The 26,709-nt window shown below is 45.1% G+C and carries 27 protein-coding genes; 12 read left to right on the plus strand and 15 right to left on the minus strand.

The features are described 5' to 3' along the window. Positions 1-99 precede the first annotated feature (99 nt). From AC23P2_RS11800 to AC23P2_RS11810, 3 genes are all read left to right on the plus strand, one after another. Positions 100-648 (plus strand): nucleotide exchange factor GrpE, encoded by a 549-nt coding sequence (locus AC23P2_RS11800; protein WP_487773381.1) that lies wholly within the window; start codon positions 100-102, stop codon positions 646-648. Positions 649-652: 4 nt separating this feature from the next. Next, on the plus strand, positions 653-1,807 hold the full coding sequence (gene dnaJ, locus AC23P2_RS11805) for a molecular chaperone DnaJ (protein ID WP_487773382.1): 1,155 nt from the start codon (positions 653-655) through the stop codon (positions 1,805-1,807). 122 nt (positions 1,808-1,929) lie between these two features. Next, positions 1,930-2,598 carry a Uma2 family endonuclease gene (locus tag AC23P2_RS11810; RefSeq protein WP_487773383.1) on the plus strand — a complete coding sequence of 223 codons (669 nt, stop codon included), beginning with the start codon at positions 1,930-1,932 and terminating at the stop codon, positions 2,596-2,598. A gap of 29 nt (positions 2,599-2,627) precedes the next feature. Here the strand turns inward: AC23P2_RS11810 and AC23P2_RS11815 are convergent, their stop codons facing one another. The 4 genes from AC23P2_RS11815 to AC23P2_RS11830 form a co-directional block, all read right to left on the minus strand. After that, entirely contained in the window at positions 2,628-3,236 is a 609-nt protein-coding gene (locus AC23P2_RS11815) for a hypothetical protein (protein WP_487773384.1), read from the minus strand. 69 nt (positions 3,237-3,305) lie between these two features. Next, positions 3,306-3,872: a Crp/Fnr family transcriptional regulator gene (locus AC23P2_RS11820; protein WP_487773385.1), complete on the minus strand. Its 567-nt coding sequence runs from the start codon at positions 3,870-3,872 to the stop codon at positions 3,306-3,308. Continuing rightward, a complete protein-coding gene (locus AC23P2_RS11825; protein ID WP_487773386.1) occupies positions 3,869-5,059 on the minus strand; it encodes a DUF2252 domain-containing protein in 1,191 nt (396 codons plus the stop codon). Before AC23P2_RS11825 ends, AC23P2_RS11820 begins: the two co-directional genes overlap by 4 nt. Before the next feature lie 14 nt (positions 5,060-5,073). Further along, positions 5,074-6,408, minus strand: coding sequence for a D-alanyl-D-alanine carboxypeptidase/D-alanyl-D-alanine-endopeptidase (locus AC23P2_RS11830; RefSeq protein WP_487773387.1), 1,335 nt, complete (start codon positions 6,406-6,408; stop codon positions 5,074-5,076). 161 nt (positions 6,409-6,569) lie between these two features. Here AC23P2_RS11830 and AC23P2_RS11835 point away from each other — a divergent pair, with 161 nt between their 5' ends. The 4 genes from AC23P2_RS11835 (at position 6,570) to AC23P2_RS11850 (ending at position 9,392) form a co-directional block, all read left to right on the plus strand. Beyond that, a complete protein-coding gene (locus AC23P2_RS11835; protein ID WP_487773388.1) occupies positions 6,570-7,547 on the plus strand; it encodes a polyprenyl synthetase family protein in 978 nt (325 codons plus the stop codon). 25 nt (positions 7,548-7,572) lie between these two features. Beyond that, positions 7,573-8,148 carry a Crp/Fnr family transcriptional regulator gene (locus tag AC23P2_RS11840; RefSeq protein ID WP_487773389.1) on the plus strand — a complete coding sequence of 192 codons (576 nt, stop codon included), beginning with the start codon at positions 7,573-7,575 and terminating at the stop codon, positions 8,146-8,148. A gap of 79 nt (positions 8,149-8,227) precedes the next feature. Further along, complete coding sequence (locus tag AC23P2_RS11845) at positions 8,228-8,362, plus strand: hypothetical protein (protein ID WP_487773390.1); 135 nt, start codon at positions 8,228-8,230, stop codon at positions 8,360-8,362. Positions 8,363-8,501: 139 nt separating this feature from the next. After that, positions 8,502-9,392 (plus strand): hydroxypyruvate isomerase family protein, encoded by an 891-nt coding sequence (locus AC23P2_RS11850; RefSeq protein WP_487773391.1) that lies wholly within the window; start codon positions 8,502-8,504, stop codon positions 9,390-9,392. A gap of 206 nt (positions 9,393-9,598) precedes the next feature. On the opposite strand, the gene AC23P2_RS11855 is transcribed toward AC23P2_RS11850, so the two are convergent. Then, entirely contained in the window at positions 9,599-10,300 is a 702-nt protein-coding gene (locus AC23P2_RS11855; protein ID WP_487773392.1) for a class I SAM-dependent methyltransferase, read from the minus strand. Positions 10,301-10,499: 199 nt separating this feature from the next. On the opposite strand from AC23P2_RS11855, the gene AC23P2_RS11860 reads away from it, so the two are divergent. Further along, complete coding sequence (locus AC23P2_RS11860) at positions 10,500-10,928, plus strand: hypothetical protein (RefSeq protein WP_487773393.1); 429 nt, start codon at positions 10,500-10,502, stop codon at positions 10,926-10,928. A gap of 114 nt (positions 10,929-11,042) precedes the next feature. Here AC23P2_RS11860 and AC23P2_RS11865 read toward each other — a convergent pair whose 3' ends face one another. Next, the gene (locus tag AC23P2_RS11865; RefSeq protein WP_487773394.1) at positions 11,043-12,917 is read right to left on the minus strand and encodes an ABC-F family ATP-binding cassette domain-containing protein; all 1,875 of its coding nucleotides are present in this window, start codon (positions 12,915-12,917) and stop codon (positions 11,043-11,045) included. A 91-nt stretch (positions 12,918-13,008) separates the two neighbouring features. On the opposite strand from AC23P2_RS11865, the gene AC23P2_RS11870 reads away from it, so the two are divergent. From AC23P2_RS11870 to AC23P2_RS11880, 3 genes are all read left to right on the plus strand, one after another. Next, the gene (locus tag AC23P2_RS11870; protein ID WP_487773395.1) at positions 13,009-14,313 is read left to right on the plus strand and encodes a Gfo/Idh/MocA family protein; all 1,305 of its coding nucleotides are present in this window, start codon (positions 13,009-13,011) and stop codon (positions 14,311-14,313) included. A 143-nt stretch (positions 14,314-14,456) separates the two neighbouring features. Continuing rightward, positions 14,457-15,485 (plus strand): glycoside hydrolase family 43 protein, encoded by a 1,029-nt coding sequence (locus AC23P2_RS11875; protein WP_487773396.1) that lies wholly within the window; start codon positions 14,457-14,459, stop codon positions 15,483-15,485. A gap of 138 nt (positions 15,486-15,623) precedes the next feature. After that, a complete protein-coding gene (locus AC23P2_RS11880) occupies positions 15,624-16,751 on the plus strand; it encodes a hypothetical protein (RefSeq protein WP_487773397.1) in 1,128 nt (375 codons plus the stop codon). Positions 16,752-16,938: 187 nt separating this feature from the next. Here AC23P2_RS11880 and AC23P2_RS11885 read toward each other — a convergent pair whose 3' ends face one another. Next, on the minus strand, positions 16,939-18,684 hold the full coding sequence (locus AC23P2_RS11885) for a DUF885 family protein (RefSeq protein WP_487773398.1): 1,746 nt from the start codon (positions 18,682-18,684) through the stop codon (positions 16,939-16,941). An 84-nt stretch (positions 18,685-18,768) separates the two neighbouring features. On the opposite strand from AC23P2_RS11885, the gene AC23P2_RS11890 reads away from it, so the two are divergent. After that, on the plus strand, positions 18,769-19,668 hold the full coding sequence (locus AC23P2_RS11890; protein WP_487773399.1) for an NAD(P)-dependent oxidoreductase: 900 nt from the start codon (positions 18,769-18,771) through the stop codon (positions 19,666-19,668). Positions 19,669-19,862: 194 nt separating this feature from the next. Here AC23P2_RS11890 and AC23P2_RS11895 read toward each other — a convergent pair whose 3' ends face one another. The 8 genes from AC23P2_RS11895 to AC23P2_RS11930 all read right to left on the minus strand — a co-directional run bounded on the left by AC23P2_RS11895 (position 19,863) and on the right by AC23P2_RS11930 (position 26,636). Continuing rightward, on the minus strand, positions 19,863-20,021 hold the full coding sequence (locus AC23P2_RS11895; protein WP_169731816.1) for a hypothetical protein: 159 nt from the start codon (positions 20,019-20,021) through the stop codon (positions 19,863-19,865). A 4-nt stretch (positions 20,022-20,025) separates the two neighbouring features. Next, the gene (locus AC23P2_RS11900; RefSeq protein ID WP_487773400.1) at positions 20,026-20,553 is read right to left on the minus strand and encodes a hypothetical protein; all 528 of its coding nucleotides are present in this window, start codon (positions 20,551-20,553) and stop codon (positions 20,026-20,028) included. Between the two features lie 192 nt (positions 20,554-20,745). After that, entirely contained in the window at positions 20,746-21,816 is a 1,071-nt protein-coding gene (locus tag AC23P2_RS11905) for a M42 family metallopeptidase (RefSeq protein WP_487773401.1), read from the minus strand. Between the two features lie 100 nt (positions 21,817-21,916). Then, positions 21,917-23,458 (minus strand): hypothetical protein, encoded by a 1,542-nt coding sequence (locus tag AC23P2_RS11910; protein WP_487773402.1) that lies wholly within the window; start codon positions 23,456-23,458, stop codon positions 21,917-21,919. Further along, entirely contained in the window at positions 23,455-24,225 is a 771-nt protein-coding gene (locus AC23P2_RS11915) for a class I SAM-dependent DNA methyltransferase (protein ID WP_487773403.1), read from the minus strand. Before AC23P2_RS11915 ends, AC23P2_RS11910 begins: the two co-directional genes overlap by 4 nt. Before the next feature lie 20 nt (positions 24,226-24,245). Continuing rightward, positions 24,246-25,178, minus strand: coding sequence for a glycosyltransferase family 2 protein (locus tag AC23P2_RS11920; protein ID WP_487773404.1), 933 nt, complete (start codon positions 25,176-25,178; stop codon positions 24,246-24,248). Then, positions 25,147-26,274, minus strand: a complete 1,128-nt coding sequence (locus tag AC23P2_RS11925) for a DegT/DnrJ/EryC1/StrS family aminotransferase (protein WP_487773405.1) — start codon at positions 26,272-26,274, stop codon at positions 25,147-25,149. Before AC23P2_RS11925 ends, AC23P2_RS11920 begins: the two co-directional genes overlap by 32 nt. Next, positions 26,271-26,636 carry a sugar 3,4-ketoisomerase gene (locus AC23P2_RS11930; protein ID WP_487773406.1) on the minus strand — a complete coding sequence of 122 codons (366 nt, stop codon included), beginning with the start codon at positions 26,634-26,636 and terminating at the stop codon, positions 26,271-26,273. The genes AC23P2_RS11925 and AC23P2_RS11930 overlap by 4 nt, the downstream gene beginning before the upstream one ends. Between the last annotated feature and the right edge of the window lie 73 nt (positions 26,637-26,709).

A 26,709-nucleotide genomic window follows, 5' to 3' on the forward strand; every position in this document is an offset into this window, starting at 1 on the left:
TAACACAAACCCCTGCCAATGTGTCAGTTTTTGCGAAAGTGGCAAAGAAATTTACACCTTCTTAATTATAAAAAGAGCAATAAAGGTATTCTTAAAAATATGACAACTGAGAACGAACCAATCCATAACGAAGAGATTGTTGCAGAAGAAACTACGCCAACCCCAGAGGCCGCAGAAATAGCCCAAGAAACGGAAGTAACCAAAACGGAAAAATTGGAAGCCGAAGTAGCGGAATTGAAAGATAAATACTTGCGTTTGTACGCTGACTTTGAGAACTTCCGCCGCCGTACTGCCAAAGAAAAACTCGACCTTATTTCAAACGCCAATGAGGAATTGATGAAGGCTGTATTGCCAATAGTTGACGACTTTGAACGTGCAATGGCATCGTTTGAAACGGTAAGTGAGATTGCCCCACTGAAAGAAGGCGTTGGATTGATTTACAACAAATTCTCAAAAACGCTGGAGGCCAAAGGCTTGAAGCCAATGACAGCAAAAGGTGAAGTGTTTGATGCCGACTTACACGAGTCGATTACGCAGTTTCCTGCCCCAACCGAAGATTTAAAAGGGAAGGTAATTGATGAGGTTGAAAAAGGGTATTTCTTGAACGAAAAAGTAATTCGCTACGCTAAAGTAGTGATAGGCAGTTAAGATAATGGCACAAAAAAGAGACTATTACGAAATTCTTGGCGTAAGCAAAGGGGCGTCTGAGGATGAAATCAAGAAAGCCTACCGTAAGTTGGCTATCAAGTACCACCCTGACAAAAATCCTGACGACCCGTCGGCAGAAGAAAAGTTTAAGGAAGCTGCCGAAGCCTACGGAGTCCTTAGTGATGCCGAAAAACGCAAACGTTATGACCAGTTTGGGCACGCAGGCATGGGCGGAAACGGTGGCTTTGGTGGTGGCCAAGGTTTTGACATTAATGATATTTTTTCTCAGTTTGGGGATATATTTGGCGATTCGTCGCCATTTGGGGATATGTTTGGCGGTGGTGGTGGCGGCGGTGGCCGTCGCGTCCGCCGTGGAACCGACCTCCGCATCAAACTTAAATTAGACCTTCGCGAAGTAGCCGAAGGAGCTGATAAAAAAATCAAAGTAAAACGCTACGTAAGTTGTAACACTTGCGGCGGCAACGGCGCTAAAAATGGTGGCTCGCTTAAAACCTGTCATACTTGTAACGGAAACGGCCAAGTACGAAAAGTAGTAAGCACGATGCTCGGCCAAATGGTATCGACCAGCACCTGCCCTACGTGTAACGGCGACGGCAAAATCGTTACTGAACGCTGCGAGGTATGCGCAGGCGAAGGGCGCGTGTTGGAAGAGGATTTGATTAGCATCAAAATTCCTGGAGGAGTAGCCGACGGAATGCAACTTTCCATGAGTGGCAAAGGAAACGTGCCTCCACGTGGCGGTATCGCAGGAGATTTGTTGATTGTCGTAGAGGAAGAAGAAGACGAACAGTTGAAGCGCGATGGCAACAACCTGGTCTATGACTTGCACCTCAGCTTTATTGATGCTGCATTGGGCACAGCCGTAGAAGTCCCTACCCTCGACGGTAAGGCACGCGTACCGATTGAAGCGGGTATTCAAGGCGGTAAAATTTTGCGTTTGAAAGGAAAAGGAATCAAAGAACTCAATGGCTACGGCCGTGGTGATCAGTTGATTCACATTAATATTTGGACGCCAAAACAAGTAAGCAGCGACGAACGTGCCCTGCTCGAAAAACTCCGTAATTCTCCCAATTTCCAGCCTAAACCTGGAAAAAATGAGAAAGGATTTTTTGAAAAAATGAAGGATTTCTTCCACTAGAAATAGCAAGGATAAACAAAAAACGGGCGCTGAAAGGTGCCCGTTTTTTGTTTATAGAGCAGAGGGGTAACTACACGCTATTCTTTAAAAAATGTATATTTGTAGAAAAAGCCCCGTGTAAGATGGCAAATTATGTTGAAAAAATATTAGCCTCCCCCGATGCGTTTGAGCAAATAGCAAAGCTCAATGAGGTGCTTTTAGAAGAAAAAAAACGTCGGCATGAGTTTCGGGAGTGGGTGTCGCCTGGGGTGAAAGCGGAGTTTATCAATGGCGAAATTGTACTTCATTCACCCGTCAAAAAGCGTCATTTTAGCGTGACAGACCTACTTTCGAGCTTGTTGAGTTTTTATGTGCGCATCAATAAATTAGGGCGGGTGGCGACCGAAAAAGCCATGATTGCCCTTACGCGCAACGACTACGAGCCCGACTTGGTGTTTTTCTCAAAAGAAAAATACGATACATTTACCGACGACCAAATGCTTTTTCCCGCGCCCGATTTTGTAGTAGAAATCTTATCTAAAAAAACGGCGGCTCGCGACCGTGGACTCAAAAAGCAAGACTACGCAGCTCATGGCATCAAAGAATACTGGGTTATTGACCCCAATCAGCGCTTTATTGAGCAGTACGTGCTGCTCGGAGACCACGATACACACTATTTGCCCGCCCGTACTTTTTACTTCAGCGACTACATCGAAAGTTGGGTAATCAAGGGCTTTGCCATTCCCGTAGCAGCTATCTTTGACGAAGCCGCCAACGTAGAGGCTTTGCAGGAGTTAATAAAACAAGGTTGATGAGTCTTAAAAGACCAAATAATAAACACTTAAAAAGACCCAGTAGGCATCAAAATCGCATAACGCCCTCCCATAAAAACATACAAAATCAGCATCGCAGTAAAAAAAGCCAGGGCCGCGATGACTAAAGCATGAAACGTAGCTTGCTTGTCGCTCACCATTCCAGCGATTTTTTTACGGTGCGTAGCTGCTACGTGGATGCCCAACGCCATGATTCCCAAGAAATAATAGGGGACAAAGTAATATTTAAAAGGTGCTTCTAACACTACCCTAGCTGCAAAATAGAAGTCAGTGTCGGTACCAAAGTAGAGACGCTGCCCAACTACTGCCCCAATATGCTGGACAATAAAAAAGGCAAAAGCCCAACCAGCAAACATTTGCAAACGGTCGTTTAAACTCAAATGAGGCACTTTTCTAAGGATCATCGCTTGCCTGATACCGCTATATACTTGAAACCCAAAGCATAACAGAAGTACTATCTCAACAACGGGCTGGCGGTATATGTTGCGCAGGGCTTCCATTATTTCGCGGTGCGTTTCGATGCCATACCACGCCATTGCATGATTAAAAAGGTGGGCTGCGGCAAAGAGCGCAATGATGATTCCCGAAATTCGGTGAAGGCTTTTTATCTTGTTCATTGTGGCGAGCGTTTATACTCCCAAAAGTCAGGAAAGCGCCAAACACTTCATTTGACAAAAATCAAAAAATCAATATTTGGCCCTGATACGGCTCAAGGTTTCGAGGGTAATTCCCAAATAAGAAGCAATATGCGTCAGTTGTAGGCGGTTGCTGAGGTCGGGAAAACGGCGAAGAAAGGTGTCGTACCGCTGTTGGGCATTTTGAAACTGAATCATGTCAATGCGTTCTTGTAAAATCAAGAATTGCTCCATTGTAACCAAACGGGCGATGCGCTCCACGACGTGAAACTGCCGACAGAGCGTTTCTAAATCATCATACCCAATGGAATACACCTGCGAATCTTCGAGAATTTCAATCGTATATCGACTGGGCTGCCGAGCATAAAAGCTGTCGATAGCCGTAAAAGGGTTTCCCTGTATCGCCAGCCAATCGACCACTTCTTTATCTTCTTTTCCGTGAAAAACACGCGCCAAGCCCGACACCATAAAAAACATATTGTGGCAGACTTGGCCTTGTTGGAAAATAATTTCTCCCTTGGTAAATCGGAAAAGCTTGGCTTTTTGGGCAATGAGCGCTTTTGCTTCCTCGGGAAGCCGTTCTATTTCATCAAAAAAGCGAATAATGGGCGACATCATTCAAAAAAACCTTCTTCGTAAGCTTCACAAAATGCGAAATAATCTTGATGAACTTTATTGGGATATTCACGGCAAAACGTGAGTAGGTCTTGCTGCCACTGCGATTGCTTCGCAAAGTCAATCAGCTCATCGGCAATCGACGAACCTTGACGCCCTGCACTTCGTAAATGCCCCGAGGCAACAATAACGGCTGTAGTTCGGATTAGGTCTTCAAGCGTTTCCAGCTCACCGTCCCACAAATGAAAATCTAGCTTGTCTTGCTCGGGTTGAAGTTCTTTCAACACAAACGATTTTCCCTGACCTACAATTTCACAAAACAAGGTTGGTAGTACATTATTGACCCGACTTTGGATACCCACAATCCGAGCGGCTTCAGTAGGCCAAATGGGCTGGGAAAGCGGCAAAAGCGGTGTTAGCGTGGACGTTCTTGCTTCTTTAAGATCAAGCAAATACTGTTTCTCTTTCGTATTTTCGACCAAAATCACGTAACGTTCTAAACCCAAACTGGCCGTACCCGTGAGCCGCACACCGATGTCACAAATACGGGTAAAAAACGGATTGGGGTGTTGTTGAAGCCAAGCCGTTAGCAATGTTTCGATTTCCGAACGCTTTTGCGCCGATATAGGCAACACCTTTCCATTTTCGAGGTTGAGTTTGCGTTCACCTTCTACTTTTACCGTACGTGCTTTGATAAAATCCTTGCGGCGGCGTTTTTCGAGTTGATCAAAAAACTCGGCCAACATACCTGTGGCAATGCGCCTCTCAATGTCGATGGGTTTTCCCGAAACCAGGGTTTTGGTATAACTGTCCAAAAACGCAAGTACCATTTGTTCGTTTTCTTCGGGTTCCAAATCCAACTCTTCGCCCGCAATGTAAATGCTCGTCAGCATTCGCGCTAGTTCCCAAGTAACGGGCAAGAGAGCGGCATCATCAAAATCGTTAATGTCAAAATAAACCAAGCGGTTTTCGGCTTTGTAGGTACCAAAATTCTGCAAATGCAAATCTCCACACCCCCAAACGCGGGTCGGGTCAGTGGTCGAAAAATGTTGCGTAAAGTCTTGAAAAAAGACCGAGGAAGTTGCCCGAAAAAATAGGAACGACCCTTCCGACATGCGCTCGTATTTTTGTTCCAACAACTGTGGGTTGCGCCCTTGATTCGACTGTTTTATGTGTTCGTTGACTGTCATAAGTGTAATTACGTCTAGTACTTTTCGTGAATTTCGGTCAAAATTTTCTCTACTTCCGCGCGAATTTCGGCCGTTTTTTTGATATATGCTCCGTTCATTAAGCTAAATATCAGCGTTTTGCCGCTTTTGGTACGAAGATAACCACTCAAGCAATACGTATTGGCCAACGAACCTGTTTTGGCAAAAACAAAAGGCGTTTTGCTTTTGTACTGATTCCGAATAGTTCCCGCTTTTCCACCAATGGCCATGAGCCCAAAGAGACGTTCTTGCTGAGGAACTTTCGCATGTATTTTTTGCAATAATTTCACCACCGAACGCGGCGTAAACAAATTGTAACGCGACAAGCCCGAACCATCTTCCCAAATGGGCTCATCGGGGAGATCGGCCAAAAACTGTTTTTTGACGTGTTCGATGGCTTTCGTAGCGTCGATGCCTTCGTTGTTAGGGTCGATTTGAGAAGCACACAAAAGTAAAATCTGTTCGGCAAACATGTTGTCGCTCACCTGCAACATACGGCGGTAAAGGGTATCAATAGGCAAGCTGTAAAGTGTTTTGAACTGTGGCCCGAGGGCTGTTTTGGGAAACAACCGAACTTCTTTTTTGAGCGTATCCGAAAGCAAGTACGTTATGGTAGAGTTAGCAACACGGAAGGGTAAGTCTTCGGTAAAAGATTTGGTAGGCCAACCCATTGAATAAAAATTGTTGGCAAATTCGTCGCGCGTTAGTTTGAATTTTTCTGACCAAGCCGCCGTGCGCAAGCTGTCTTTGAAGGTACGTGGGCTGACAGTATTATTGGTAAAGCGTACGACATTACCATACAAAGGCAACGCTGAAATTTCGGCTTGGTAGTAGTCGGCATAATCGGCCCACGACCAACCCGCCCCAAAGCGTTTGCCTGTATAATTATGCGGATAGTAAAACAAATGACCACGCCAGTTCTTCAAAAAGGAAAACACATTTGAAGCAGGCATATCGGGATGAAGTAAAGAGGGGTCGCCCGTTCCCAAAAAAATCAACGAATCGCCTTTGGTAGTGTAACGCAGAGCAGGAATAGAATCCCCGAGCAAGCACAGCCCTGCGTAGAGCGTAAAAAGCTTGGTGTTGGAGGCTGGCGTAAAATAGCGATCGGCTTGGTATTCGGCCACGGTTTCTTGTTTTTCGAGGTCATACAAGGCAAATCCCGTATGGTTTTGACGAAAAACCGCCGAATTACTCACCAGTTCTCCCCACTTGGAAGCAGGCGGTGCAGTGTTGGCTTTGGCCGTCGATTTGGTTTGGGAAGTAGCACAACTCGTCAATAAAAAACTGCCAATAAAGGCAAAAAAAAGGGTTTGTAGAGGACGTAGCATAAAATCAAGCTTGTGGGTGGTACGTTCGCGAACTTTGCCAAAGTTGGGGACTTTGCCAAAGGTTTTTACATAATTTCCTCAAAACTTTTTTGGCCAGCCACCGTTTATACGTATAAGTTCCCTTATTTTGGGCTTCAAAGCTTTTTATTCCTATTTATAGCATGACGTTTCAACCTTTCTTAGAGGCCATTGGCAAGCAAGTCGATAACACCACCTACGGAGCAAACCCCATCGAATTATACGAACCTATTCAGTACATCATGTCTTTGGGAGGCAAGCGTTTGCGCCCTCTTTTGACAACACTTTCGGCCAATCTTTTTACGGACGACTGGCAGAAGACCCTCAAACCCGCCGTGGCCGTCGAAGTGTTTCATAATTTTACCCTCATGCACGACGACATCATGGACTGTGCGCCTTTGCGCCGTGGCAAACCGACAGTCCACGAAAAATGGAACGCCAATACAGCAATTTTGTCGGGCGATGTGATGCTGGTCAATGCCTATGAACTTTTGTTGGATGTAGAACCCGCCTATTTACCCAAAGTCATCAAGCGCTTTAATCGGACGGCAGCGGAAGTGTGCGAAGGGCAGCAATTTGACATGAACTTTGAAACGCGTACCGACGTGTCGCAGGAAGAATACATCGAAATGATTCGCCTCAAGACCTCTGTTTTATTGGGTTTTGCTATGGAGTTAGGTGGAATTATTGCAGGCGCTGACGATGCGACCACCCAAGCCCTCTACGACGCAGGCGTAAGCATGGGGCTAGGTTTTCAGTTAAAAGATGACTTGCTGGACGTGTATGGCGACCCCGAAAAATTTGGAAAACAAGTCGGCGGCGACATCATTGCCAACAAAAAAACGTTTATGCTCATCGAGGCCCTTTTGTTGGCCGAAGGAGAGAGCAAAGAAAAACTTCACTACTGGCTGGCTCAGGAGCAAGGGACGTATGATACTGCTACCAAAGTAGCTGCTGTGACCGATATTTATACCCAACTGGGGATTGATAAAATTGCGGAAGCAAAAGCCAATGCGTATTTTGCCCATGGTTTTGAAGTTTTGCAAAACCTACCCGTTGCCGAAAACCGTAAGAAACCATTACTCGATTTTGCGGACTTTTTGGTAGGGCGCGAAAGCTAACTTATGTTCGTAGAAATCGCTCTATATGTCTCCCTTGCTTCAAGCACATATCAATAAATTTGTCCCTGTTAACGATGACGAAATGGCCGAAATTTTCGGCTATTTCAAGCATCAAACGGTCAAAAAAAAGGAAAATATATTGACCGAAGGACAAGTTTGCAAAGCAACTTATTTTGTAACCAAGGGAATCTTACGGAAGTATTTTATCAACGAAAAGGGCGTCGAACAAACCACCGAATTTGCCTTCGAAAACTGGTGGATGACTGATACTTTCTCGTTTATCAGTCAGACGCCTACGGAGTTTTATATTCAGGCAGTCGAAAATACGGAGGTATTAACACTCCCTCGGGATGCCCACGACAAGCTGCTGGACGCCCATCCTGCAATGGAAAAATATTTTAGGTGCGTTTATCAAAGGGCGTATGCAGCTACTCAAAAGCGCCTCAAATTTCGGCACGAGCACTCTAGCGAAGAGCTGTACCACTTTTTTCGGAAGAGCCAACCCGAATTCCTTCAGCGCGTTCCACAATACCTCATTGCTTCCTACCTCGGTTTTACCCCCGAATATTTAAGCGAAATCAGAAAAAAAAGCATTTCTTAAACCAGTTTATGTTTTTTTGACCGTTGTTGCCTCACCTTTGTACCATCATTTCACATATCATAAACAGAGGTAAAAAGGCTTGTTGGAGGCTACTTATCAAAATGCCCAAAAGTATTACGACGAAAAAAGCATCGCCCAACTCATCATGGTGTCGGTCGTTATCAATTCTTGGAATCGAATTGCCATCAGCACTCAGCTTCCTGTCGCCAAATAGCCAATAGTCGTTTTATTTGACAACGGCCTGACAGCAAATGGGTTGAAAGGTAATATTCTACTTTAGCAGTAATTTAGCAAGGAAAGACACTTTTGTAGGATGTAAATAAATGGACAGTCAACACTTACCATTGTATCAAATGAAATCAAACCTTTCTCGCCGCGATGCCCTCAAAACCTTAGGAGCTTCGGCGGCTACCATTCCTACTATTGTCGATTCTGCTGAAGCGCACGCCCCCCTTAAACTCAAAGGAAATATCAAGCACTCAGTAAGTCGCTGGTGCTACGCCTCTATCCCTTTCGAAGAACTCTGCCAAGCGAGCAAAGACATGGGCATTGAGTCGATTGAGTTAACAGGGCCAAAAGAGTGGGCAATTATGAAAAACTACGGCTTGACCTCTGCCTTGGGATGGGCCGACCCTTGGCCTGAAAAAACGGGCTTAGGTAGTTTTTTAAATGACCCTAAAAACCACGACATCATCGTCAAATGCTACGAAGAATTGTTGCCCCAAGCCCAAGAGTACGGAATCACCAACGTAATCTGTTTCTCAGGAAACCGCCGTGGTTTGGGCGATTATCAAGGCTTACTCAATTGCCAAAAAGGGCTTAAACGCCTGATTCCATTGGCCGAAAAATACAACGTAACCCTGACGATGGAGCTGTTGAGTTCGCGCGCTAGCCACCCTGATTATCAAGCCGATAATGTAGAATGGGGAGCGGTATTGTGCGAAATGGTAGGCTCAGAAAAATTCAAGCTCTTGTACGACATTTACCACATGCAGAGCATGAGTGGAGACCACATTCGCAATGTTCAGCGCTATGGTAAATACATCAGCCACTACCACACAGGCGGGCACCCTGGCCGTAACGAAATCGACGATACCCAAGAGATTTATTACCCTGCCATTGTGAAGGCGATAGTGGCCTCAGGTTATAAAGGATACATCGGACAAGAATTTGTACCAAAAGCCAAAGACAAAGCAGGAATGCTAGAAGCTTTGAAAAAGTGCGTGTTGATTTGCGACGTTTAGTATAACGCAATAACTAGAAAAGAGGCTGTCTCAAAAGTAACAGGTCACAAAATATTCTTTGGCTTCAACCTCATCCCAACCCTTCTCCTTTCTGGAGAAGGGCTTAAAAAGTCCCCCTCTCCTTTCAGTAGAGGGGGATTTAGGGGGTGAGGTTGAACAACATTGGGCAGCCTCTTTTTTATTGTTAATGGGTATATAAAGACAAGTTAAGCAGGGCAAAAAACTGGTTGAACAAGGTTTTTTTTCTCCAAAATCAACCCATTGGTATGTTTTGATAAAATAAAACCATGTTCGTACAAATACTCTAAGTTCCAGCGGCGTACCATTCCGTGCTGCATCAACAACGGGCTTTCGGCATGGTTGATAAAATGACCCAGTCCGTAGTAGTCATCCATTTCTTGGGCAGTAATGCTAAACGGTGCCGAATTAATCAGCGGGAAATATTCGAGTGTGATTACTAACGACTGAGTACCTACGTCGGTGAGGCGGTCGATGGCACGCAGGTATTCTTGGCGCATGTCGAGCGGCAATGCCACGAGCGAAGCACGGTCATACACCCAGTCGATGGGGCCGAGGTCTTCGGGAGTAAGCGCCATAAAATCTTTTCTAAGTAGGGTAATATTGCCTGCGACGTAAGTCTCTTCGTCTGGTTGGTGATACGATAATTTATTCTCTTCAAAAAACTCAATGATGGCTTTTTCAACAATCTCGACTCCGATTACTTTGTCGGCAAAAGCCGCAAGATAAACCATGTCAAGACTTTTGCCGCACAAAGGGACAAGGACCGTTTTACCGCGTAATTCGCTGGGGGTAAAGTATGTTAAAACAAACGGATGAATGTCGCGACGGTGAAAGCTCGTGTAAAAACCGCCCTTGTCCCATGAGTCGAACCAAAATTTTGCTTCCATAGCTGTAGTTGATTAAAGAGTGTTTAGGGGATAAAACTGATTGTTGGTTCAAAAGTAATGGAGAAAAATAGGGTACTCAAGTCTGCTTTTTTGAGGCGTAGGTTTATGCTTTTCAACCGTTATTTTTGGTCATTAAGGCGTAAGTTCCAACTCTTTCGTACGTCAATGCGTCGTATTAAAAACCCTTAATGATACGCCAATGAAATACTTATCTCTGTTATTGTTCGCAGTGCTGCTGCTCACAAATTGCCAGCGCGAAGCCATTACCCAAGACCCAAACGTGCTTGAAGGAGCATATCAAACCAACGCTTTCTTAGATCCATTGTGCATTGCCATTACCGACGTAAATCAGCTTCCTCGTCTTGATATTCTTAAAAATTCGGATGGAAGCTACCGTTTGGTACGCACCACATTTATTCCCAAGACCGCTACCACTACCCTCGAAAACATTTCGGCGGTGGCGGTGTCAGGCGGGTTTTCGCTGCGCTATCAAAACCAACAAATTGGGACGTACGAAGATGGAAAGTGGTTTGATGGCAAAAAAGAAGTAAGCTCAAAAGTACTGAGAGTAAGCTATACCGATACTTCCCAAGGAGCATTTTTCTACTACGCAGGTGTTAAAAAATAGCCCAAAAACAAAAAATAGCTTTAAGGGAAAAAGACCCTGAAAGCTATTTTTTTGTTATCGCATCCCATAAAAAGAATGCCTGAAGCCTAGATACAGTACGCTGAGGCGTGAGGATTACATAAACTCACTCAGTTCCAACCAGCGCATTTCTTTCTCTTCTAGTTCTTCGGTAATACGCTCCACGGCTTTGGCCCAAGTGGCAAAATCCTCGTGCGAGCCTACTCCAGCGTTCATTTTTTCGACAAAATCCGCTTTTTGACTTTCCAACTTCGCCATGTCGCTTTCCAACGTCTCAAATTCACGTTGTTCCTTAAACGACAGCTTACGCTTGGCGGGAGCCGAAACAGGCGTAGCAGAAGGAGCTTGCGGGCGGGCTACTACTGTCTGTTTGGCAGCAGCTGCTTGCTCTTTATTTTCGGCTAAGAAGTTGCGGTAATCTGTATAATTTCCTGGGAAATCGCGAATGTGACCGTTGTCTTCAAATACAAACAAGTGATCCACCAAACGGTCAAGGAAATAGCGGTCGTGGGAAACAATCACCAAACAGCCAGGAAAATTCATCAAAAACTCTTCCAATACGTTGAGCGTCGTAATGTCGAGGTCGTTGGTAGGCTCATCAAGAATCAAAAAATTAGGCTCGTGCATCATCACGCGCAAAAGCTGCAAACGACGTTTTTCTCCCCCGCTCAATTTTTCAATCATTGTTCCTTGCTTATTGGGCGGGAACAAAAACGCCTGCAAATACTGCGAAGCCGTCACGGTTTGCCCTGTCCCTAAGCGAATCACCTCGGCCACATCTTTGACCCAGTCCACGACCCGTTGTCCGTCTTTGTATTCCAAATCCGATTGGGTGTAGTAGCCAAACTGCACCGTATCTCCGCGCACGACTTGGCCATTATCGGGACGAAGTTCGCCCGTAATCATGTTCAGCAAAGTTGACTTTCCTGCGCCATTTTTTCCAACTATCCCAATGCGATCACCTTTTTTGAAGGTGTATAAAAAATTATTGATGATGGTTTTATCACCGTATTTTTTACCAACACTGTTGAGCTCTACAATCTTGCTTCCCAAGCGGGTGGACTTGATATTCAACTCGATTTGGTTGTCGTACTTGCGTTGCTGCGCCTTTTCTTTGGTATCTTCAAAGGCATCGACGCGGTACTTGGCTTTGGTTCCGCGCGCTTTGGGTTGACGACGAATCCAGTCGAGTTCTTTGCGGTATAAGTTACGCGCTTTGTCGATTTCGGATGCTTCTACGGCTTCTCGCTCGGCTTTTTTCTCCAAAAAATAGGCGTAATTGCCTTTGTAAGTATATAAATTCCCGTTGTCGAGTTCGACAATGACGTTGCAAACCGTATCCAAAAAGTAACGGTCGTGCGTTACCAAAAGGAGCGTTGTGTTTTGGGTATTGAGGTAATTTTCGAGCCACTCTACCATACTCAAGTCGAGGTGGTTGGTAGGCTCATCCAGAATCACCAAATCAGGACTTTCGATAAGTACTTTAGCCAATGCGACGCGCTTGCGCTGCCCGCCCGACAGTGTCCCGATTTTTGCCTCAACATCATAGATGCCTAGTTTTCCCAAAATTTCTTTGACCCTTGCCTCAAAATCCCAGGCTTCCAGCGAATCGACTTGCTCGATGGCGCGCGCCAACACGGCATCATCGCCTAGCACCAAAGCGCGTTCGTATTCTTTAACCGCCGCCGCCACGGGATTTTTGCCCGAAAAAATCACTTCAATGACAGGAAGTTGGGCATCAAAATCAGGCGCTTGGTCGAGGTACCCTACTCGGATGTCTTTGCGGACACTCACCACCCCTTCGTCGGGAGGAGTGAGCCCCGCCAAAATGGTCATCAACGTCGTTTTCCCCGTACCATTGGCCCCAATAAGCGCCACTTTATCTCCTCGGCTCAGGCCCAGCGTCATGCCCTTAAATAGCCACTTATCGCCAAAGGACTTCGATATATTTTCTGCAGATAGGTAATTCATACCGCAAAGGTAGCAAGCATTCAGTAACCAAACCGATTTTCTGACTTTATACTTTCGTCCAACATTCATTTTAACACCTATCACATCCCCCATGAACCGTCGCACCTTTATCCAAAATTCGGCCGCTGGCGCTACTGCCACGCTTTTTTCTCCCTATGGCATTGCTGCGCCCCGTGCTTCTAAGTACCGTACCGCCCTCATTGGCACAGGCTGGTGGGGAGGCAATATTCTCCGCGTGGCAATGGCCGCAGGTCAATCCAAAATTGTTGCCTTGTGCGACGTGGACCAAAGTCAGCTCACCAAAACTGCGGCGGAAGTAGAAAAACTGAGCGGTGACAAACCCAAACTTTACCGCGATTTTCGTGAGCTTTTGGCGACCGAAAAACCCGAAATTGTCATCGTCGCCACGCCCGACCATTGGCACCCGCTGATTTGCATCGCCGCCGTGCAAGCAGGGGCACACGTGTATGTGGAAAAACCCATTAGCCATACCATCAACGAAGGCAAAGCCATGGTAGCCGCTGCACGCAAGACTGGCAAAATTGTGCAAGTAGGAACTCACCGTCGGGTATCTCCCCACAACTTATCTGGTCGCGACTTCATCCGCTCGGGGAAAGTGGGCAAAATCGGAATGATTCGGACGTTTGTTCACTACGGCGGCGGCCCAGGCCAAGTGACGCCCGACTCCGAAACGCCCCAAGGGTTGGATTGGGATATGTGGTGTGGCCCCGCGCCGTTACGACCGTTTAACACGAAAATTCACCCGCGTGGATTTCGTCAATATTTAGATTATGCCAACGGAACGCTCGGCGATTGGGGCATTCACTGGCTCGACCAGTTACTTTGGATTATGGAAGAAAAATATCCCAGAAAGGTATTTTCGACGGGAGGACGCGCCATCAAAACCGACAATACTGATGCCCCTGACCACCAAGTGGCGGTGTATGAATTTGAAAACTTCACCGCGACGTGGGAACATCGTCAATTTGCGGGAAACAACGCCGAAAAAACCCACCCTCAACAGGCCGTAGGCTGTTATTTTTACGGAACAGAAGGTACTTTCCACATGGGCTGGCTCGACGGCTGGACGTTTTACCCGACCGATTCCAAAAAGCCCATCATCCACGAAGATGCCAAACTCGACATACCTGACCAGCAAAATATCGCCAATCTTTGGGCCGATTTTTTGATGTCGATTGAGAAAAATCAACCGTCGGTATGCGACATTGAAATTGGCTACCGCTCTTCTAACATGGCTTTGTTAGGAATGCTTTCGATGAAAGCGGGGCGAAGTATTGAGTGGGACGGAGAAAAAGGACTCATCAAAAACGACCCCGAAGCCAATAAACTCCTCGAACGCCCCTACCGCAAAGGCTGGGAATACCCGAAAGTGTAAAGGGAATGACAAAATGTCAAGTGCAGAATGTCGAATTTTAGGTGAGCGTGAGTTCATCCAAAATCCGTGAATATCCGTCCAATCTGTGTCATCCGTGTTCCAAAAAAACAGCAAATCTCAACAAAATCAGCGCTTTTTATCCAATGAAAAAAATCATATTTCTAGTACTTTTTCCTTTTCTTATCCACGCCCAAACGTTCAAAAACCCTTTGTTACCCGCAGGGGCTGACCCGTGGTCGATTTACAAAGATGGGTTTTACTATTACATGCACACCACGGGTAAAAACCTGAGTATCTGGAAAGTAAAAACCTTAACGGAGCTGGCTTCCGCTAGCCCAAAAATTGTGTGGACACCTCCTGCGACGGGGCCTTATTCCAAAGAAATTTGGGCACCTGAATTGCATTTTTTGCAAGGTAAATGGTACATCTACTTCGCTGCCGACGATGGCCAAAACCGCAATCACCGCTTGTTTGTACTTGAAAATGCATCGGCAGACCCTACCCAAGGAAGCTGGGAAATGAAAGGACAGCTAAAAACGCCTCAAGATAAATGGGCGATTGATGGCTCGGTGTTTGAGCACAAGGGACAATTTTACCTGACGTGGTCAGGATGGGAAGGCGACGAAAACGGGCAACAGTCGATTTATTTATGCAAAATGAGCAACCCATGGACGTGCGTGGGCGAACGAATCAAAATCTCTGAGCCTCAGTTTTCGTGGGAAAAACACGGCACCATCAGCCGCCCAGGCCCCGACGACAAACCGTTGGTGTTGGTCAACGAAGGCCCTCAGTTTTTGAAAAGTCCTAACGGCCGTGTTAACATTATTTTTTCAGCCAGTGGTTGCTGGACAGACTTCTATTCATTGGGGATGATTTACGCTTCTCCCAGCGATGATTTGATGAAAGTAGCTTCGTGGAAAAAGCACCCGAATCCTGTGTTTTGGGCCGAGAATACCAACGGAACGCACGCAGCGGGACACAACAGTTTTTTCAAATCACCTGATGGACGTCAGAACTGGATTCTTTACCACGCCAACAGCGAAGCAGGTCAGGGCTGCGGAGGCAAACGCTCGCCTCGTATTCAGTCGTTTACGTTTTTGAAAGACGGCACGCCTTCCTTTGACAAGCCCGTTTCAACCGACCAAGAGATGACTGCGCCACAAGGAAAATAACCTCCTAGCCATTGTACATAACTGCATTTTAAAGTTCAGCTAAAGTGACTTATTACTAGAGAAACCAGTCTCAAGACACCTAAAAATACGGCATAATTTTTGCTGTATTTTTAGGTAAACAACTCTACTCTAAAAAACATGAAGTCACTGATTATTTGCTTGTTCCTACTGTTGTCTAATAACATTTTGGGGCAGAATTTCGTCGGTTTAAAACCTTTAGTAGGCTCAGAAGTAGTTAAAAGTGCTGGGTTATATGACATAAATCCCAACTCTCCTGTTATCACTTCTATTCCTCAAGTAATTGATAACGACACAACTGACACTTTTACATTTTCTACTTCAACAGATAACAAAAAATTAAAAGTTATCACAAATACTATTTTCCCCAAAGGAACCATTGTAGGTTTTGTTTTTGAGTTAGATTCTCTCCAGCACTTTACTCGACCGAGTGACTCTTTCTTCTACCAACTCTGCACCGAGTGGAATAACACCCCTTCGGAATGTATAACCCTTGCTCCTTCAATGATTAAGCCCTTGGGGGGAAATAAATATCAGGTCAGTTTTCAAACAATTTATAATTTCAATAGCGTCTCTTTTCTGTCAGTCAGTAATCCTGCTCCACTTATACGACCTACGCTTCGTATCAATTATTTCTTCGTTGCCAAAGGCTTGAGTAACTGTGATGTGCAAATTACAAAATTGACTGTACAAGCCTCCTTGTGTTCACTTAGTGGTGTAAGCCGTGATGGTTCACTAATTATACAAACGAACAATGCTGACAAATCGAATAGGTACCAAAATGGTTATGGCTTTTTTGTCAACTATTTTACGTTTGAAACTCCATCTAGTTTTAATCAACCCCTTATAAACGATACGGTAACCGTTTATGGCACTCACATGAATTCTATGCGTTTTAGATTTGAAGGTAGTAATTCATGTTATAAAGATACCATCATTAGATCTTACGTACAACCATGTAGCGAATGTGTTACCCCCAGAATTCACAAGCTTACTAGTGCTTGTACTAGTGACTACCAATTGAATATCTCCTATCAAGGTACTATTAGTGCCTACATACTAACAGAAGAAGATTTCCCTGGCAATTGGGCTTTCGTAAATGAACTCCCCCAATTAACACTAAAAAAAGGTGTTAGGTATCGATTGGAGCTTTTTTATGGCTTATGCCCAATGTACAGTAATTATCAAATCTTTGAGCCAATAACTGAGAAGTGCCCTCCCATTACGGTTGTAAAAATCAAGCCATGAATTCCTAAATTATCCATCCATCTCCCCCTTCGTTTGGTAAGCCTTTTTCTACCGAACAAGTGCTTATGGCTCCGAAGTAATATTTTTACCACATAGTGCACTTTAGAATTTGTCACATAGTAAACATAGAAAGCTATGATTCCTGATGTGAAAAACTAATGTGTACTATGTGGTAAATAAATAGTCCCTACTTCATCACAGGAGGTACATAAAACTTCCACGAAGACTTGTAGTCAGGAGCAAGTTTTTTGTTGGTCATCACAGCGCGTACCATGTCCACGGGCAATGAATTTTGCTGCATGATGGTATCGTGAAACTGCTTGTAAGTCATCTTTTTGGAATCAACCAACTCTTTTTTGAGCGCATAAAACTGGAACGCTCCCGTCATATACGCCAACTGATAGAGTGGCTCGTATCCACCTACAAACGAGCGACGCACCTCTCCCTCCGCATTGGCACGCTCGTGCCCTACCCTATCCACCAAAAAGTCGATACACTGCTGCGGCGTCCATTTTCCTAAATGGTAATTGAGCGAAAAGATAATCCGAGCGCAACGGTGCATTCGCCAAAACAGCATCCCCACGCGGTCTTCGGGCGACTGCGGGAAGTTCATATCCCACAAAATCATTTCCCAATACAAGGCCCAGCCTTCGGTCCAAAACGGCGTACGAAAACGGCGGTACGTCTTGTAGCGATTGTTCATAAACCCTTGTAAGTGGTGTCCCGCAATCAGTTCGTGGTGAACGGTAGCGCGCGAAAAATGAGGGTTATTTCCCCGCATACTCATCAATTTATCTTCGTGCGACATTGCCGCCGTGGGGTACGAAATCAAGATAGTTTCACCTCCCAAGAAAAATGGGCTAAACTTCTGACGTTCTGCCGACATCATCGCCATCCGCCACGTTTCTTCCGCAATTGGTGGAATCGTAATCAAATCATTCTTTTTAAGAAAATCAACCGACTCGTTGTAAAGTCGCAAAATCATGGCAGGTTGTTCCCCCACGGGCACCATCGAATTTTTTACTTTTTCCTGTGCTTTTTTCCAATCGTCGCCAAAGCCCATCTCGCGAGATGCTTTGAGCAACTCACGGTCGCACCACGCAAATTCTTTGTTGGCTATGTCAATGAGTTCTTCGGGAGTGTAGGAAATAAATTCAAATTCGAGCTGTCGAATAAGTTCATCCCGCCCCACGGCCACGCCATTGATACCACTTCCGTCGTCTTTTGTAGGAGCAGCTAATTTGGCTTTTTTGGCAAAAAACGAGGCATACGACGTCAGCGCACTATCAAGTTTTTGGTACGGCTGCGGCACCCACCACGTAAAATCGGGGTCGTAGGCATTATAAAATTCAAACACACTTTTCATGGCCGATTTTAGCCCCGTGGCCGTTCCTGATGCTCGGTCGGCCAAAATTGGGTCAATCTTATCGAGTTTCTCAACCATTTTTCGGGCTTCTGCCACTTCACGCGCTAGAGTATTTAGCTCAACAGCTATTTTTTCTCCCTCCACCGACGTCCCACGGCGACGCGATTTTTCTAAAGCATAAATACGGTCGGCAAACGGAAACCACGCTTGGGTCTGCGAAACTTCGTTGGCTTCTTTGGCGAGTTCGCGTAAGTCCACCTGCAAATTGCGCTGAAACAACAGGTAATCAACCTGACTATCAACAGGTAGTTTATCAAAATCCAGTTTTTTCAGTTGCTGAAGGTAATCGGTCGAAAGCCGTTCGAGGCGTTGTCGGCGCTCGGGAGAGTTTTCGATGACGTAAAAACGGATTAGACTTCCACGGTCGGCGGCATAATTAGCCATCAAATGATGCACGTCGCTCGTTTGTTTGTACAAAGAAGAAAGCGGAGCAGGTTGTGCCAGTACGATTGCGCTGGTACTTAGCAACAACGACGCACTCAGCAACATAGGTCTAAGTTGGAGCATAGAAAAGGGAGAGTTTGTAAATGAATGTGTGAATTTAGGCCAAATTCTTCATACTATTGCACCTTCTCACAAAAAGCTTTTGGGATGCTATTTGACCAAATTACCATCATTGATTCCTGCCGCCTTACCGAAGAAGGCATTCAAGAAATTGCCACTTTTTCCCGCCAACCTCTGCTTCGTTACTACGACCTCCCGACCTCTGATGAAGAAACCTTAGCTCGAATTGGGCAAAGTGATTGTGTGCTTGTCAGCTGGCAAACGCCTGTTTCGGCCGATGTGATTGCCGCTGCGCCCTCGCTCAAGTACATCGGAATGTGTTGTAGTTTGTACAGTGAAGCTTCGGCCAACGTTGACATTGGTAAAGCGCGTGAGTTAGGAATTAAGGTATTGGGAGTGCGTGATTATGGGGACGAAGGCGTTGTTGAATACATTTTTGCGCAACTTATTCAACTTTTTAAAGGCTTTGGCTCGCACCAATGGAAACCACAGCCCGTAGAATTGGGAGGAAAAACCTTGGGGGTGATTGGACTGGGAACGTTAGGAATGATGGTCGCCAAAACAGCCCTGCACTTTGGCATGACGGTGTATTATTTTGGGCGACAACCGAAACCCGAAGCCGAACAAAACGGCATTCATTTTTTACCTCTTCATGAACTATTAGCTACCTGCGACGTGGTCACGACGCATTTACCTAAACACACGATTTTGTTGGGAGAACGGGAGTTTTTGGTCAAAAAACCTAACTCAATTCTCATCAATACTTCGCTAGGGCCTACGTTTGACGTAAATGCCTTTGCGGCTTGGCTTCAAAGCGACCCGACGTCTTTTGCCATCTTGGATTCCGATGGAGCAGGAAAACATTATAAAGCATTTTCGACAATGAAGAATGTCTTGCTGTACCCGCATTCTGCGGGTTTTACGGAGGAGTCAAAGGTACGTTTGACGCAGAAAGTAATTGCTAATTTAAGGGCTTATTTGGGGTAGTTGCGTCAGAGACGCTGAGCCTTGTTGCCCCCGAATCGTAGTTCGGGGGCGGCGCCCGTGACTGCGGTTACTCATAACCGCAGCAGGGTTTCTCAAAACCCAGTTGCTGCAAAAATGCGCGTCGGAGACGCTGGGCCTTGTTGCCCCCGAATCGTAGTTCGGGGGCAGTGGTGTTCGTTCTGAAGTTGTCTGTTTCAGGCTGGTTGTTTTGCTTTCGTTTTGACAACCAGCTTCTTAGCGTACTTCTCTTTATAATCTGCAATATGTTTACTGATATCTTGCCTGTCTTTCTCAGTCAAGGGTTTACTTTGAATAATAAAGTCAATACCCTTAGGTTCTTTTATAAATCCCATAGAATTATGATTTAAAATATTTTTCGACTAAAAATCTTGCTGCGTGGGTTTCAATAATCATTCGATGCCCCCCAATGTGATTAGCCCCCAAGGAAGCTTCATAATGGGCTATTAGTTTCGTCTTAGCAGTAAACGCCACGAACCCATCAAAACCGTATTGAAAAGAAAGTTTACAGGCATAAGCAACGAGGTTTCCTGCAACGCCCACATAGAGTTTATTTTGTCCAATGTTAAAAGGTGCGTTCTCAAGCAAGTTCATGAAAATATGGTCACTTTCTTTACGAACACTCAAAACTCCCTGAATAATATCAGGATTATGTACAATCGTAAGCTTATAAACTTCATTAATATCGTCCTTCAATTCTGCTTTCCAATTGAAGTTCCAACCATTTTTCTTGGCAGTTCGTTTACTGTCTTTGAGCGTAAAGCGAGAGACTTCAGTAGGGAAACTATCTCCTGATATAGTATTTTGGATGGAGTTTGTCAACCTATCCACAAAGAAGTCTAATAATATTTCTTTCCCTTTTTTCACTCTGTGAATTTACAAAAATTTTGAGGAACTACAAAGTCTTGAGGTGTCGTTACCTACGCCCCCATGCCTGCGATTTCTCAAACCCCAATTACTGCAAAAAGACGCGTCGGAGACGCTGGGCCTTGTTGCCCCCGAATCGTAGTTCGGGGGCAGCGCCCATGCCTGCGGTTTCTCATAACCGCAGTATATTCCCTATTTAATGTATCTAAAGTCCTCGTTTCCTTTGAGTTGAACGAGCACCTCATACATGAGATTAATTACATTTTGCACGTCATCTTTGTGGACGGTTTCCACCGTGGTGTGCATGTATTTCAATGGCAATGAAATCAATGCAGAAGCAACCCCTTCGGTCGCGTAAGCAAAAGCGTCGGTGTCCGTGCCCGTCGAGCGGCTTACGGCTTGGCGTTGGAACGGAATCTTTTTGTCTTCGGCTACTCCGATTAGCATGTCCAACACGTTGTTTTGCACCGCAGGGCCATAGCACAATACAGGGCCACCACCGCACTTCATGTCTCCTTGTTCTTTTTTCTTGTACATCGGCGACTGTGTGTCGTGCGTTACGTCGGTACAAATGGCCAAGTCGGGCTTCAGGCGACGTACAATCATCTCAGCTCCGCGTAAACCGATTTCTTCCTGTACCGCATTGACGATGTACAGCGTAAACGGAAGTTCAACATTGTTTTCTTTCAAACGACGCGCTACTTCTGCAATCATAAACCCACCCATACGGTTGTCCAACGCACGCCCTACGTAGTAGCGATTGTTCATTTCAAACAACCCGTCCGAAAACGTAGCGACCGTCCCCACGTGGATACCCATTTCTTCTACTTCTTTTTTGCTGCTCGCACCTACGTCGATGGTCAAATCAGCCACTTTGGGGGCCATCTCTTTGGCGAGGTCGCGAACGTGAATGGCAGGCCACCCAAAAACACCTTTGACAGTACCCTTTTTTGTATGAAGATTAACACGCATTGAAGGAGCAATCAGGGCATCAGAACCGCCATTGCGAATCACATAGATATAGCCATCTTCGGAGATGTAATTGACAAACCAAGAAATCTCGTCCGAGTGCGCTTCAATCACCACTTTGTAAGGCTGGTTGGGATTGATGATACCTACGGCGGTTCCGTACGTATCCACGAGATAATCGTCAATGTAAGGCTTCAAGTAATCAAGCCAAATTTGTTGTCCCGACGATTCAAAACCCGTCGGAGAGGCGTTGTTTAAGTAATTATAAAGGAATTCGGTGCTTTTGTCTGACATGATGTTTTATTTGCTATTTAACTCACTACTCATTTTTATAAATACAAATTTAATGAAGCGCCTGACACTCTCTCGCTGATAGGCTACTTAGATTCAAATTTCACTCTTTTTTTCGTCGGTAAAAGCGAGCGCCTTTCACTACATCTACCAACGTATAATGCTCCCTAACATATTTTGCAATGATTGGAAATTTTTCGTGGCGGTAATTCACATTGTCAGGAACATAAATGGTTGACACAGGGGCCACCATGGCATCCATAAATAACGCGGGTTTATTTTGGTCTAAATCATCAATCAATTCGCGTTGACGGTGGGTTTGCAAGGGGCTTTTGGTATAAATCCAGTATGAGTGTGGGAGGCGATTGCCTGCTGGCAAGTGTTCATACACAAAAAAACGGTCGGCATAGCCCCAAATCGTCATTGTTTCGTTGGGAAAAATATTCGCTTGTATTGCCCTGCGTATCATTGCATCTGACTTAGGCAGCTTAGGAATAGTTCCCAAAGGAAACGCAATCACATTTCTCACACCTTCTAAGGCGATTACCAAAAGGGCCACTGTCCACAAGCTAGAAAACGTTTTGGGCGAAAAGTACAGAGAGCAAAAACTCGCCAACACGACCGAAGGAACAAACAAAAACAATAAGTAATGGTCAAACGGATTTCCTGCTTGTAAAACGGCGTACAAACTTACCAAGGCCACTCCCACCGCAAGGCCGATCACGGAGCGGGAAACGACCACGCGCCGCGAAGGAAATCGTAAAAACTGAACAACCCCTATCGAAATTAATACAAGTTGAACTCCCCAAAAAACACGGGTAGCGGCAGGCTGAAACACAAATCGCCCGATGGTAAGTGGACTAAAACGGTTACTGGTTTCTAGTTTTGAATGAACGGTAGAAAATGAGTAGTAATAATAATTCCAGAAATAATCATTCCAGAATGTTTCCAGTTGGTCGTAATGATAATAATACCCATTTACTAACAACAGAGGCAAAATTCCGCCTCCTATCAACGCCAAAAGACGTTTCCATTGTTGGGTTTTGAGTAGAAAAAAAAGGAGAAAAAGCGCCAAAATCAACCCCATCGGAATGGTTTGAAACTTAGCAAACGGCAAAAGCCCCAGCCACAACCCCAGAAGAAAATAACACCACGAAGGATAAACGCTGTCTTTCAGTTTGATAACCGCCCAAAAACCCACTGTCAACATCAGAATACAAATGTGTTCTGAATTGTAGGTCATAAAACCAGGCCACAAATGAAACGCTTGGAAGAACAGCAGAGGAGCAGTAAACAAAAATGACCGTGCCGAAGAAAACCAATGTTTAAACATCAGAAAGACAAACGTCAGCGTGGCGACCCAGAGCATGACCCCAATCCCGTCGGCCAGCGCCCAATCGACTTTGATTCCTGCCATTTCGGCCACCGCCAAAGGAAATACCGTGAGTGGGCGGCTGTCGGAGTAATTGAGTAAGGTCCAAAGCGGGCGGTCAGCGTGCGCTGTACTGATGGCCGAACTGATCCACGTACTCGTATCCACATCCAGTTCGGTTGGAATTTGATAATACCACCTAATGATTATCAATACAAGTAAACTACTGACAAAGAGGATATTCCACCAAGCTTCAGCGCGTTTTATTATCATACTTTCTTAGGAGCCATTGTCACAAAAACCGAACTTCCGAAAGGGCCTTTACCAATGATACTTTCTTCAATTTTTACCAACCAATACAGCGTATTATTGATGAAAGACGGCGGAACTGCCACATCAGACGACTCTTTACTAAGATCAATCCATCCCCGTTTCATCTGAAACCGTTGCCATGCCCGTACTGCCATGATAAGCGGCGATAAAAAGAAACTCCAATAGGTGGCGTAGGTCACTTCCAAATCGGCGGCTTTTGCCAACCTTTGCATGTCCTCTTTGACAAATCTTTTTTGTCCTCCCACCACCACATCGTGTACTCCCGCAAAAGCAGCATGGGCATTGTTATTGGTAATAAAAATGCCGTTTGGGGCCAATTTAGCCTTAATAGCGGCCAAAACATCCACAATAACTGCATCCGAAAAATACGTAAAAACGTCATTGCAGATAATAACGTCAAACTTTTTTTCGGGTTTATAAGTCGCAATTTTTGTTAGGTCAAAATACGTCACGTCCAAGCCTCTCGACTGCGAAAACTTGACACCATCTTCCGAATAATCAAACCCTTCGATGGCCTTAAAACCTTGTTCTTTTAAATGAATCAACATTCCGCCCGTTCCGCATCCTGCGTCCAAAATAGTAAGGTTTGTTGGGTTCGTAAAATGTTGTTTGATACGCTCGGTTGCCTTCTGATGCAAAATTTTATACCACCACAATTGGCGTTCAGCGTTGAACATCCGTTCGTATTCATCCTGTTTACCTATCATCGCAATCGCGTTAAAGATTCTTATTTTTTTATTTGCGGTTCCTTTGTAATCACCATTTTTTCCACGTATTGTGGCAAGCCACTTTGGGCCATAAAAATGCGGCCAATGTATTCCCCCACAATCCCTAAGCAGGTCAAAATCAATCCACTAAAAAAAGTAAGCAGAATGAGTACCGAATTAAGAATGAAAAATTCAGAATGAATGGCGTACAACACCAAATCTATCAGCACTGCCAATAGTGAGAAACCCGAAAAGGCCAAACCCGTAGCCGTCAGCAACCGCAAAGGTTTGAGCGAATACCCAAACAGAATCGTCATAAAAAGCGAAGTAAGTTTGCGCAAAGTGTACCCCGATTCACCTTCTTCGCGGGCATTGTGCGACACCTGCACTCGTCCGACGTTGCGGGTGACTCTAAAAATCAGGCCGTCGAGGTACGGATACGGGCCTTTGTATTTGATAATTTCTTGAACGACAGCTTGATTAATCAACTTGAAACTCGACAAGTACAAATCGTTGGGTTTTTCGAGTAACCACGTAGTCACACGGTTGACCAACCAACTGCCAAAATTTCGGAACCACGAGTGTTTTTTTGTGGCATAAAATGAATATACCACGTCATAATCGCCTTGTTGGGCGGTCTCAACGAGTTTTAAAATTTCAGTAGGAGGATTCTGAAAATCGTCGTCAATCATCACACAATAATCGCCCGAAGCATGGTTCAAACCGCACATGACGGCATTGAACTCCCCTGAATTACGGCGTAATGAAATAAATTTCACCTCCGAAAAACGCTTTGCTAATTCAGTGCATACCTGCTCCGAACGGTCGCGACTGCCGTCGTTGACCAAAACGATTTCAAGGGTAGTTCGGTCTAGCGTTTCCAGTACATGCTCAACGAGTCGATTAATCGTCTGTTCGCTGTTATAGACGGGAATGATAACCGACAGCAGCATGGGGTTGATAGACAGATTGGTTGATAACTTGAACAATATGGCGCGCCTCTTCGTCGGTTAATGAAGGGTTCAGAGGAAGACTAATCACCTCATTGTGAATTTGTTCTGAAATAGGCAAACTCAAATGATTATATTCTGAATAGGCTTTTTGTTTGTGCGGAGGAACTGGATAGTGCACCGTTGCTTGAATGCCGTTGTCCATCAAATAATCAATGAATTGCTCCCGTTTGGGGTGACGAACCACAAACAAGTGCCATGCATCTTCGTAAAGCGTTTTGAGGCTCGGAAGCACCAAATCAGGATGCTTTATTTCAGACAAATAAAAGCGCGCTAGTTCGCGACGGCGCTGGTTTTCCGTTTCTAAATACTTCAATTTCACATTCAAAATCGCCGCTTGCAATTCATCCAAACGACTATTGGTTCCTACGTGGTCGTTGTAGTACTTGATAGTCGAACCATAATTGCGCAAGCTGGCAATTTTGCGGGCCAAGTCGGCATCGTTGGTCGTAATCGCTCCTGCATCGCCGAGTGCACCAAGATTTTTGGTAGGATAAAAACTAAAGGCCGCCGCATCCGACAAATTACCCGCTTTGTGACCCTGGTAAGTGGCGCCATGAGCCTGGGCTGCATCTTCAACAATCTTTAAGCTATATCGGCGCGCGATGTCCCAAATGGGTTTCATATCGCAACACTTTCCGTAGAGGTGTACGGCTAAAATGGCTTTGGTACGAGGCGTAATTTTTTCTTCAATCTTACGTGGGTCAATGTTGAACGTTTTGGGGTCTGGTTCTACCCAAATCGGAGTTAAACCTAAAGTAGTAACCGAAAGAATCGACGCGATGTAGGTATTGGCAGGAACGATGACTTCGCTTCCTGCGGGAAAATCAAAGGCTTTAAAAATCAGTTCGAGGGCATTTAGTCCGTTGGCAACTCCCAAACAATGAGAAGTACCACAATACTCCGCCCAATTTTCTTCAAACGACGCCACTTCTTTTCCCAACACATACCATCCTGACTCCGCCACGCGTTGCATCGCTTCCGCTATTTCAGCCTGATACGGCTGATTTGTACGTTTAAGATCGAGATGAAGTATCATGGTTTTTCAAAGAAATAGTCGCTCTTATCATAGTACTGATTTGACATCACCAACAGCACCGCATCTGCCGTAAACTGATCCATAATGTGCCAATCTCCTGGATGTAAAACAAGTGCTTGTGAAGGCGAATTAAGAATATACGTATCTTCTTGTCCACTATGACTAACCCGAACCCGACAACTCCCCGCGACCATCACTAAGGCATTTGTTGCCGTAAAATGACCGTGTTTTGCACGCTCTTGGTCATAAGGCACACCATAAATATAAAAAGCTCGTTTTATATCTCCTGGTAAAACTTTCTCAAAAACAGTCAATTTCCCTTCTTCTTCTCCGAAGGTACTTAAATCTATCAATTGGGGCATAATGGGGTAAAGTAATGCTGCTAGATTAAAAGGGCATTAAAAATCCCCTAAATAAACACAAAATTTTTGAATC

Source organism: Runella sp. R0.1_18, assembly GCF_057652155.1.

What these genes read in the sequence shown, in the direction of transcription:
- AC23P2_RS11800 (WP_487773381.1), top strand. Translation starts at nt 100, where the DNA reads ATGACAACTGAGAACGAACCAATCCATAACGAAGAGATTGTTGCAGAA.
- dnaJ (WP_487773382.1), top strand. Translation starts at nt 653, where the DNA reads ATGGCACAAAAAAGAGACTATTACGAAATTCTTGGCGTAAGCAAAGGG.
- AC23P2_RS11810 (WP_487773383.1), top strand. Translation starts at nt 1,930, where the DNA reads ATGGCAAATTATGTTGAAAAAATATTAGCCTCCCCCGATGCGTTTGAG.
- AC23P2_RS11815 (WP_487773384.1), bottom strand. Translation starts at nt 3,236, where the DNA reads ATGAACAAGATAAAAAGCCTTCACCGAATTTCGGGAATCATCATTGCG.
- AC23P2_RS11820 (WP_487773385.1), bottom strand. Translation starts at nt 3,872, where the DNA reads ATGATGTCGCCCATTATTCGCTTTTTTGATGAAATAGAACGGCTTCCC.
- AC23P2_RS11825 (WP_487773386.1), bottom strand. Translation starts at nt 5,059, where the DNA reads ATGACAGTCAACGAACACATAAAACAGTCGAATCAAGGGCGCAACCCA.
- AC23P2_RS11830 (WP_487773387.1), bottom strand. Translation starts at nt 6,408, where the DNA reads ATGCTACGTCCTCTACAAACCCTTTTTTTTGCCTTTATTGGCAGTTTT.
- AC23P2_RS11835 (WP_487773388.1), top strand. Translation starts at nt 6,570, where the DNA reads ATGACGTTTCAACCTTTCTTAGAGGCCATTGGCAAGCAAGTCGATAAC.
- AC23P2_RS11840 (WP_487773389.1), top strand. Translation starts at nt 7,573, where the DNA reads ATGTCTCCCTTGCTTCAAGCACATATCAATAAATTTGTCCCTGTTAAC.
- AC23P2_RS11850 (WP_487773391.1), top strand. Translation starts at nt 8,502, where the DNA reads ATGAAATCAAACCTTTCTCGCCGCGATGCCCTCAAAACCTTAGGAGCT.
- AC23P2_RS11855 (WP_487773392.1), bottom strand. Translation starts at nt 10,300, where the DNA reads ATGGAAGCAAAATTTTGGTTCGACTCATGGGACAAGGGCGGTTTTTAC.
- AC23P2_RS11860 (WP_487773393.1), top strand. Translation starts at nt 10,500, where the DNA reads ATGAAATACTTATCTCTGTTATTGTTCGCAGTGCTGCTGCTCACAAAT.
- AC23P2_RS11865 (WP_487773394.1), bottom strand. Translation starts at nt 12,917, where the DNA reads ATGAATTACCTATCTGCAGAAAATATATCGAAGTCCTTTGGCGATAAG.
- AC23P2_RS11870 (WP_487773395.1), top strand. Translation starts at nt 13,009, where the DNA reads ATGAACCGTCGCACCTTTATCCAAAATTCGGCCGCTGGCGCTACTGCC.
- AC23P2_RS11875 (WP_487773396.1), top strand. Translation starts at nt 14,457, where the DNA reads ATGAAAAAAATCATATTTCTAGTACTTTTTCCTTTTCTTATCCACGCC.
- AC23P2_RS11880 (WP_487773397.1), top strand. Translation starts at nt 15,624, where the DNA reads ATGAAGTCACTGATTATTTGCTTGTTCCTACTGTTGTCTAATAACATT.
- AC23P2_RS11885 (WP_487773398.1), bottom strand. Translation starts at nt 18,684, where the DNA reads ATGCTCCAACTTAGACCTATGTTGCTGAGTGCGTCGTTGTTGCTAAGT.
- AC23P2_RS11890 (WP_487773399.1), top strand. Translation starts at nt 18,769, where the DNA reads ATGCTATTTGACCAAATTACCATCATTGATTCCTGCCGCCTTACCGAA.
- AC23P2_RS11895 (WP_169731816.1), bottom strand. Translation starts at nt 20,021, where the DNA reads ATGGGATTTATAAAAGAACCTAAGGGTATTGACTTTATTATTCAAAGT.
- AC23P2_RS11905 (WP_487773401.1), bottom strand. Translation starts at nt 21,816, where the DNA reads ATGTCAGACAAAAGCACCGAATTCCTTTATAATTACTTAAACAACGCC.
- AC23P2_RS11910 (WP_487773402.1), bottom strand. Translation starts at nt 23,458, where the DNA reads ATGATAATAAAACGCGCTGAAGCTTGGTGGAATATCCTCTTTGTCAGT.
- AC23P2_RS11915 (WP_487773403.1), bottom strand. Translation starts at nt 24,225, where the DNA reads ATGATAGGTAAACAGGATGAATACGAACGGATGTTCAACGCTGAACGC.
- AC23P2_RS11920 (WP_487773404.1), bottom strand. Translation starts at nt 25,178, where the DNA reads ATGCTGCTGTCGGTTATCATTCCCGTCTATAACAGCGAACAGACGATT.
- AC23P2_RS11925 (WP_487773405.1), bottom strand. Translation starts at nt 26,274, where the DNA reads ATGATACTTCATCTCGATCTTAAACGTACAAATCAGCCGTATCAGGCT.
- AC23P2_RS11930 (WP_487773406.1), bottom strand. Translation starts at nt 26,636, where the DNA reads ATGCCCCAATTGATAGATTTAAGTACCTTCGGAGAAGAAGAAGGGAAA.